General features: G+C 60.9%; 6 protein-coding genes and 2 tRNA genes. 3 read left to right on the plus strand and 5 right to left on the minus strand.

Going from position 1 to position 8,500, the window contains the following annotated elements; genetic code table 11:
* The 3 genes from VFF99_RS01135 to murI form a co-directional block, all read right to left on the minus strand.
* Positions 1-941 (minus strand): tetratricopeptide repeat protein (locus VFF99_RS01135; RefSeq protein ID WP_414691488.1); only part of this gene is annotated, 941 nt, incomplete at its 3' end.
* A gap of 932 nt (positions 942-1,873) precedes the next feature.
* A tRNA-His gene (locus VFF99_RS01140) sits at positions 1,874-1,949 on the minus strand.
* 100 nt (positions 1,950-2,049) lie between these two features.
* A complete protein-coding gene (gene murI / locus VFF99_RS01145) occupies positions 2,050-2,865 on the minus strand; it encodes a glutamate racemase (RefSeq protein ID WP_325014206.1) in 816 nt (271 codons plus the stop codon).
* A 209-nt stretch (positions 2,866-3,074) separates the two neighbouring features.
* Between murI and VFF99_RS01150 the strand changes: the two genes are divergently transcribed.
* On the plus strand, positions 3,075-3,632 hold the full coding sequence (locus VFF99_RS01150; RefSeq protein ID WP_325014208.1) for an NAD(P)H-dependent oxidoreductase: 558 nt from the start codon (positions 3,075-3,077) through the stop codon (positions 3,630-3,632).
* Between the two features lie 168 nt (positions 3,633-3,800).
* Here the strand turns inward: VFF99_RS01150 and VFF99_RS01155 are convergent, their stop codons facing one another.
* Together VFF99_RS01155 and VFF99_RS01160 are read right to left on the minus strand one after the other, a co-directional pair.
* Positions 3,801-5,339 carry a fumarate hydratase gene (locus tag VFF99_RS01155; RefSeq protein ID WP_325014210.1) on the minus strand — a complete coding sequence of 513 codons (1,539 nt, stop codon included), beginning with the start codon at positions 5,337-5,339 and terminating at the stop codon, positions 3,801-3,803.
* An 18-nt stretch (positions 5,340-5,357) separates the two neighbouring features.
* Positions 5,358-5,975 carry a YqhA family protein gene (locus VFF99_RS01160; protein WP_325014212.1) on the minus strand — a complete coding sequence of 206 codons (618 nt, stop codon included), beginning with the start codon at positions 5,973-5,975 and terminating at the stop codon, positions 5,358-5,360.
* Between the two features lie 266 nt (positions 5,976-6,241).
* On the opposite strand from VFF99_RS01160, the gene acs reads away from it, so the two are divergent.
* On the plus strand, positions 6,242-8,224 hold the full coding sequence (acs, locus tag VFF99_RS01165; protein ID WP_325014214.1) for an acetate--CoA ligase: 1,983 nt from the start codon (positions 6,242-6,244) through the stop codon (positions 8,222-8,224).
* Positions 8,225-8,405: 181 nt separating this feature from the next.
* A tRNA-Ser gene (locus VFF99_RS01170) sits at positions 8,406-8,496 on the plus strand.
* Positions 8,497-8,500 lie beyond the last annotated feature (4 nt).

Genomic DNA, 8,500 nt, shown 5'->3' on the forward strand with positions numbered 1-8,500 from the left:
ATACAGCCGGAGAACTGGCTGCACGACAGCGACATTGCAAAATTGGCGGTAGATGATCCGACTGCGATACGGCCGGCAAAGTTGCCGAGCAACTGGTCCGGCGCCGTGGTTTTTCTGTTTGCCGGGAGTTCATACCGGGTGCGCGGATACCTGATATGGATTGGCCTTGCAGATGTGACCCAGGAAGGCCGGGGCGGAAGCGGCGAGGATTTCCATAGCGCTGCCTTGACCTTCTCCTGGAAGCTTTGCAATTCCGCATACGTCAGTTGGCAGTGGGCACCGAGCGAAATGCCAGCTGGTTTGACGTCCGTGATCACATTGTTGTCATCAATAATGACATCGTGCATGTAGTAGCAATCCCTAGTTGCCACTTCAGGTAGCGTGAGATTGGTGGACAGCTTCTTGTATACTTCAGCGGTGAAACGCTCCTGCTCTTCGCGCGCGGCATCGGTGGGCGGAGCAAATGGCTCACGGCCGGCTTCGGGCTGCAAGTAAAAGAGACTGGATTCTCGATGGAATCGCAAGTCGTTATAGCGTCCGGCATAGAACGCGCCTTGACCTGCCAGCTCGTACCATCGAATCGCTTCCTTCACATCGCGGGCCACAAGCAATCCTTGGTCAAAAATGTAGCCCATCTCGGCAGCAGCCGGTTTGTATCCTTGTTCCCATGCGCGCTGCAGCCAAAACGAGGCGTCCCGGAAGCTTCGCGGGACTCCTTGGCCATCGCGGTACATCCTGCCAAGTAGTGCCTGAGCCTCAGCCATGCCCTGTTCTGCCTGTGGCAGCAGCAGTTCATACGCTGTTCGGTAATCCTTGGTTTGGTATGCCCATTTCGCCGAACGGAACTGATCTTTGGCTGTGGTTTCCGCGGATCCTGCATAAGCCTCACCCAAAGATAACGAAAGGGCGAGAAGAATGAACAGTAAGGACCGAGGTCTCATTCGTGGTACTAATTGTGGTTTCGATGTCTGCCGGATGCAGGCCGATGTAGATACGCATGCCCGAAGCATGGCCGAGGGCACCGGCGTATGCTGTCATCCGGCAAAGCCTGAAGCAATACCACATACATGGGAGGCCGGCGAGATGACTGTGTCTTCGGTCGACGCACAACGCCTGCTTTTCGGCGTGTCAGCATCCCATTGACCGGTCATTTCTGGAGAAGCATAGAAGAATCAGCCACGCTTTGGTCGGCAGGAATCTGCTAAGCACTGTGCCGTTGGTCAAGGTACATAAAGCGAGCTAAGGCCTAAAACCATGGACATAAACAAAATACCCATGTGTAGACTAAATGATCCACCGGCAGCTTTTGGCCGGTTGCTGCCAGTTTGCAATTTCTGGTAAAAGTCCGCTTTTGTACATGAAGCCGTTATTCGCCGCGGAGATTTGACCGGATGCTATCAGCCAGGGCAGTTGATGGTCGCACGGGGGAGAACGCTTGCTCTGGCGTCCGCCAAAGAAGGCAAGGAAAGGCGGAGTGCAGGCATTGTGGTCGGGTCGGCAAGTGAGCCGTCCGCCGTGCTGCGGTAACACCTTGGTAGCACCAAACAAAAAGGGTTAGCGCCTTGCGGCACTAACCCTTTGTTTTTACTGGTGCTGATGAGAGGAGTCGAACCTCCGACCTACTGATTACAAATCATTAGCTCGTTTTCGTCGGAGGTATGTATTTGCAACGCATGCTTCACTCGTAAGTCCTGTTTCCCGCAGAACCGTCGGCGCTCGAGTAAGTCGGTGTCTGTCAGGCCAGTAATGGGCCACTGACCAGAATCTCAGCCTTATTGCTTGCCGGGGGTTACACAGCGGTTACACGAGGGGATATGGATCGTCAAAAAGCAAAAAGCCCAGTCCGAAGACTGGGCTAAGTGCTTGAAATATTTGGGGTGGCCGATGGGACTCGAACCCACGACGACAGGAATCACAATCCTGGACTCTACCAACTGAGCTACGGCCACCACTGAGACTTGCCGGACTGCGGGTCAGGCAAGCCCGTAATTATACAAACTTCACGGCAATGTGGCAAATGCCGTTTCTTTCCCGCCAGTCCGTTGTTTTTTATCCGGCCGCCGCAACTGCGGCAACCGGCGGCGCCACCCCGAGCAGCCGCGCAAAGGCGGTCTTCAGCACGCTTTCGCTGCCGGTGGTGAAGGCCGCAATCTTTCCCGGGCCCTGGGCGCGCAGCAGGCCGCGTTCGGTGAGCAGCCGCACCAGATGCCGCGCCACGGCCTCGCCCGTGTCGACGATCGCAACCGGCTGGGCGGTGAGCCGGGCCAGCGCTTCTTCGATCAGCGGCAGCACGAACGGATAGTGGGTGCAGCCGAGTACCAGCGTGTCGGCGCCGCGCTCGACCAGCGGCTCGACATAGCGGCGCACCAGCAAGGCCGTGTCGGCAGACTGGAGTTCGCCTTTTTCAACCTGGTCGGCCAGACCGATGCAGGGCTGCGGCAGGAATTCCACATTTGTCGATGCACTGATCTGGTCGCGCAGCAGCTTGAATTTTTCGCTCGCCAGCGTGCCTTGCGTCGCCAGCACGCCAACCGTGCCGCTGCGGGTGAGCGCGGCGGCCGGCTTCAGTCCAGGCTCGACGCCGACCACCGGCAGGTCCGGATACTGCGCGCGCAAAGCCCGGATCGCCGCGGCGGTGGCGGTATTACAGGCGACCACCAGCGCTTTCGTACCCTGCTGCATCAGGAATCCGGCGATCGCGAGCGTGCGCGCGGTGATCTCCTCCTCCGTCCTGCCGCCATAGGGTGCATAGCCGGAGTCGGCGAAGTACAGCAATGGTTCGTTCGGCAGGCAGGCGTGGATGTGCTTCAGCACCGAAAGGCCGCCGATGCCGGAATCGAATACACCGATAGGCTGGTCTGACATGGAAAAAAAGCGTGGGCTCGACAAAGGGCGGTGCGACGGCGCACCCGCACGCATTTTACACCGTGCATCTTGGCGCCCGGCAGCAGGTTGCGGTGCGGAATTGCCAGTCTTGCATTGAACTGGCCCGCCTTCCATCCACTCCTATTGCAAGGCCGGCGGGCGGCAAGCGGGTCGCGCGTCGCGGCAGCAACCAACGTACGGAGGGAACCATGGTCAGGCTCGGAATCATCATCGGCAGCACCCGCCCGGGACGCAAGGCGGAAGACGTGGGACGCTGGGTATACGAGATTGCGCGGCAGCGCAACGATGCCCAGGTGGAATTGGTGGACATCCAGGATTACAACCTGCCTCTGCTCGATGAACCGGTGCCGCCGTCGATGGGCCAGTACAGCAAGGACCACACCAGGGTCTGGGCGGCCAAGATCGATTCCTTCGACGCCTTCGTGTTCGTCACGCCGGAATACAACCACGGCACGTCCGCTGCGCTGAAGAATGCGATCGACTACCTGTACAAGGAATGGAACAACAAGGCGGCCGGCATCGTCAGCTACGGCAGCATCGGCGGCGCCCGCGCGGCGGAGCACCTGCGGCTGGTGATGGGCGAACTGATGATCGCCGACGTGCGGGCGCAGGTGATGCTGTCGCTGTTTACGGACTTCGAGAACTTCGCCACCTTCAAGCCGGCGCAGCATCATGAGAAATCGGTGACGACGATGCTGGACCAGGTGATCGCCTGGGGCGCGGCGATGCAGAACGTGAGGAGGTAAGGGACGTGGCGGCGGATATTGCTCCGTACCGTCGCTCCCGCTCATGGTATCGCGGCAAGTCTTAATGCGGCCTCACCCTGCGCTCCTGCCTGCCCGGTAGCGTCGGCTGTCGTTGAAAAGAAAACGGGCCGCAAGCGCGGCCCGTTGTTCATGCACCCGGCAGGCTGCTTACACGGTCTTCACCGGAATGCCAGCGAAGTTGCCGGTCGAGATGCGTTCCGCCCATTCCTTCGGGCCGGTGTTGTGCACCGAAACGCCGTTGGAGTCGACCGCCACCGTCACCGGCATGTCCTTGACCTCGAACTCGTAGATCGCTTCCATGCCGAGGTCTTCGAAGCCGACCACCTTCGCCGACTTGATCGCCTTCGACACCAGGTAGGCGGCGCCGCCTACCGCCATCAGGTAGGCCGACTTGTGGTTCTTGATCGACTCGATCGCGACCGGGCCGCGCTCGGCCTTGCCGATCATTGCGATCAGACCGGTCTTCTCCAGCATCATGTCGGTGAACTTGTCCATGCGGGTGGCGGTGGTCGGGCCGGCAGGGCCCACGACCTCGTCGCGCACCGGGTCGACCGGGCCGACGTAGTAGATCACGCGGTTGGTAAAGTCCACCGGCAGCTTCTCGCCCTTGGCCAGCATGTCCTGGATGCGCTTGTGCGCGGCGTCGCGGCCGGTCAGCATCTTGCCGTTCAGGAGCAGGGTCTGGCCCGGTTTCCAGGACGCGACTTCTTCCTTGGTCAGCGCATTCAGATCGATGCGCTTGGACTTCTCGGTGTCCGGCTGCCAGCTGACAGACGGCCACTCGGACAGCGCCGGCGCTTCAATGTAGGCCGGGCCGGAACCGTCGAGCACGAAGTGCGCATGGCGGGTTGCCGCGCAGTTCGGGATCATCGCCACCGGCTTGGACGCCGCATGCGTCGGGTACATCTTGATCTTCACGTCCAGCACCGTGGTCAGGCCGCCCAGGCCCTGCGCGCCGATGCCCAGTGCATTGATCTTCTCGCACAGCTCCAGGCGCAGTTCCTCGGTCTTGTTCTGCGGGCCGCGCTTCTTCAGCTCGTACATGTCGATGTCTTCCATCAACGATTCCTTGGCCATCAGCATCGCCTTCTCGGCGGTGCCGCCGATGCCGATGCCGAGCATGCCCGGCGGGCACCAGCCGGCGCCCATCGTCGGGACCGTCTTCAGGATCCAGTCGACCAGCGAGTCGGACGGGTTGAGCATCACGAACTTGGTCTTGTTTTCCGAGCCGCCGCCCTTGGCCGCGACCTGCACGTCCACGGTATTGCCGGGCACCAGTTCCATGTGCACCACGGCCGGGGTGTTGTCCTTGGTGTTCTTGCGCTCGAACTGCGGGTCGGCGACCACCGATGCGCGCAGCACGTTGTCCTGGTGCAGGTAACCGCGGCGCACGCCCTCGTTCACCGCGTCGACGATCGATCCCTTGAAGCCTTCGAAACGCACCTCCATGCCGATCTTCAGGAACACGTTGACGATGCCGGTGTCCTGGCAGATCGGACGCTTGCCCTCTGCGCACATGCGCGAGTTGGTCAGGATCTGCGCGATCGCGTCCTTGGCGGCCGGGCTCTGCTCGACTTCATAGGCGCGCGCCAGATGCTGCAGGTAATCCTGCGGATGGTAGTAGCTGATGTACTGCAGCGCGGCGGCGACCGATTCGATGAGGTCTTCTTGCTTGATGATGGTCATGATGATTTTCGGGCTAGGTCAGTGGGAATTCTTCGCATGGTCCGGCGCCGTCATCAGGCGGTCGCAGGCGGCGATCGCCATCGCCGACAGCAGGAAGGCGATATGGATGACGGTCTGCGCGATCAGCGTCTTGGAATCGTAGGCGCCGGCATTGATGAATGTCTTCAGCAGGTGGATCGACGAGATGCCGATGATGGCCGTGGCCAGCTTCACCTTCAGCACCGATGCGTTCACATGCGACAGCCATTCAGGCTGGTCCGGGTGGCTCTCGAGGTTCATGCGCGAGACGAAGGTTTCATAGCCGCCGACGATGACCATGATCAGCAGGTTGGAGATCATCACCACGTCGATCAAACCGAGCACCACCAGCATGATGATGGTTTCATTGAGCTTGGTCGGCGTTTCGCCGCCCTTGATCGCCACCGCGGACAGGATGTGCTCGAGCGCCGCCTGGTTGCCCATCGCGGCGCCGATCAGGTCGACCAGTTCCACCCAGAAGTGGAACACGTAGACACCCTGCGCCAGGATCAGGCCGAGGTACAGCGGCAGCTGCAGCCAGCGGCTCATGAAGATCAGGTTGGGCAGCGGGCGGATCGGGCGGGAGGCTTTGGAAATGTGCTTGTCGTTCAAATTCATGACTGGGAGAAATCAGGCCTGGAACAAAACCCGAGCATTTTACACGGGCTCGCGCTTTCGCTTCTGCGTTTCTTGAATGCCTGCGGCACTGGTCTCACGCGGCGAAATGGCAAAATGACAAGCGCGATGATCCATCTCAAGGATATATGCCGGCGGGTCTGGGAGGAAGCCGCCGCGGACTTGTCCAAATGGCATGTGTAAGGCTTAAGTAAGTGTATAAGCTTACCTTCCCAGCATCCAATCATGACAGAGCGGGAGACCACAACATGTCCGACATCGAAACCCTCAAACAGGAAAATCGTATCTTCAATCCGCCGGCAGAGTTCGTAAAGAACGCGGCCATTTCCGGCATGGACGCCTATCAGGCAATGTGCGCCGCCGCCGAGCGCGATTACGAAGGGTTCTGGGCGAACCTGGCACGCGAAAACCTGCTGTGGCAGAAGCCGTTCACCAAGACCCTGAACGAATCAGAGGCGCCGTTCTACAAGTGGTTCGAGGATGGCCAGCTCAATGTCTCCTACAACTGTCTCGATCGCAACCTGCAGAACGGCAATGCCGGCAAGACCGCGATCATTTTCGAGGCCGACGATGGCAAGGTCAACACGGTTACCTACCAGCAGTTGCATGACAAGGTCTGCCAGTTCGCCAACGGCCTGAAGGCGCTCGGCATCAAGCGGGGCGACCGCGTGGTCGTCTACATGCCGATGTCGGTTGAAGGCATTGCCGCGATGCAGGCCTGCGCCCGCATCGGCGCGACCCACTCGGTGGTGTTCGGCGGCTTCTCCGCCAAGTCCCTGCAGGAACGCATCATCGACGCCGGAGCGGTCGCGGTGATCACCGCGGACGAGCAGGCACGCGGCGGCAAGCATCTGCCGCTGAAGGCCATCGTCGACGAGGCGCTTGGCATGGGCGGCTGCGAATCGATCAAGAACGTCGTCGTGTACAAGCGTACCGGCGGCAACATCAACATGGTCGCCGGCCGCGACCGCTGGCTCGACGATGTGCTGGCCAACCAGGCCGCCACCTGCGAGCCGGAATGGGTGGATGCCGAGCATCCGCTGTTCATCCTCTACACCTCCGGCTCCACCGGCAAGCCGAAGGGCGTGCAGCATTCCTCCGGCGGCTACCTGCTGTGGGCGATGCTGACGATGAAGTGGACCTTCGACCTCAAGCCAGACGACGTGTTCTGGTGCACCGCCGACATCGGCTGGGTCACCGGCCACACCTACATCGCCTACGGCCCGCTGGCCGCAGGCGCGACCCAGATCGTGTTCGAAGGGGTACCGACCTACCCGAACGCCGGCCGCTTCTGGGACATGATCCAGAAGCACAAGGCGACCATCTTCTATACCGCGCCGACCGCGATCCGTTCGCTGATCAAGGCATCGGAAGCAGATGCCAACGTACATCCGAAGAACTACGACCTGTCCAGCCTGCGCCTGCTCGGTTCGGTCGGCGAGCCGATCAACCCGGAAGCCTGGATGTGGTACTACAGGAACGTCGGCAACGAGAAGTGCCCGATCGCCGATACCTTCTGGCAGACCGAGACCGGCGGCCACATGATCACCCCGCTGCCGGGCGCGACGCCGATGGTGCCGGGTTCCTGCACGCTGCCGCTGCCGGGCATCATGACCGCGGTGGTCGACGAGACCGGCCATGACATGCCGAACGGGCAGGGCGGCATCCTGGTCGTCAAGCGGCCGTGGCCCTCGATGATCCGCACCATCTGGGGCGACCCGGAGCGCTTCAAGAAGAGCTACTTCCCGGAAGAGCTGGGCGGCAAGATGTACCTCGCCGGCGACGGCGCCATCCGCAACGAGAAGACCGGCTACTTCACCATCACCGGCCGCATCGACGACGTGCTGAACGTGTCGGGCCACCGGATGGGCACGATGGAAATCGAATCGGCGCTGGTGGCCAACCCGCTGGTCGCTGAAGCCGCGGTCGTCGGCAAGCCGGACGAAACCACGGGTGAGGCGATCTGCGCCTTCGTGGTGCTCAAGCGCAGCCGGCCGACCGGTGACGAAGCCAAGCAGATCGCCAAGGAACTGCGCGACTGGGTGGCCAAGGAAATCGGCCCGATCGCCAAGCCCAAGGAAATCCGTTTCGGCGACAACCTGCCGAAGACCCGCTCCGGCAAGATCATGCGCCGCCTGCTGCGCGTGCTGGCCAAGGGCGAACAGATCACCCAAGACGTGTCGACGCTTGAGAATCCAGCCATCCTGGAACAACTGAAGCAGGCGCAATAAAACGGGAACGCGCCTGCGATAAGCACGGCGCGGCTATAGCGAGGAGACCGGACCGGCGCGGCCACAAGCGGCGCCGGTTTTTTTTCTGGAATGAAAAGTTTCGGCAAGGCGACTGAAAAACTGCAACAAATCCGCAGACTTTGCTATAATCTCGGGCTTCGCACTTGCGAACCCGAATCCAGGAGAGGTGGATGAGTGGTTTAAGTCGCACGCCTGGAAAGCGTGTATAGGTTAATAGCCTATCGGGGGTTCGAATCCCCCCCTCTCCGCCAAGTA

The sequence above is a fragment of the Noviherbaspirillum sp. genome (genome assembly GCF_035654295.1).
Classification (GTDB): domain Bacteria; phylum Pseudomonadota; class Gammaproteobacteria; order Burkholderiales; family Burkholderiaceae_D; genus Noviherbaspirillum.

Coding starts and splice junctions, on each gene's coding strand:
- murI (WP_325014206.1), bottom strand. CDS start 2,865: ATGTCAGACCAGCCTATCGGTGTATTCGATTCCGGCATCGGCGGCCTT.
- VFF99_RS01150 (WP_325014208.1), top strand. CDS start 3,075: ATGGTCAGGCTCGGAATCATCATCGGCAGCACCCGCCCGGGACGCAAG.
- VFF99_RS01155 (WP_325014210.1), bottom strand. CDS start 5,339: ATGACCATCATCAAGCAAGAAGACCTCATCGAATCGGTCGCCGCCGCG.
- VFF99_RS01160 (WP_325014212.1), bottom strand. CDS start 5,975: ATGAATTTGAACGACAAGCACATTTCCAAAGCCTCCCGCCCGATCCGC.
- acs (WP_325014214.1), top strand. CDS start 6,242: ATGTCCGACATCGAAACCCTCAAACAGGAAAATCGTATCTTCAATCCG.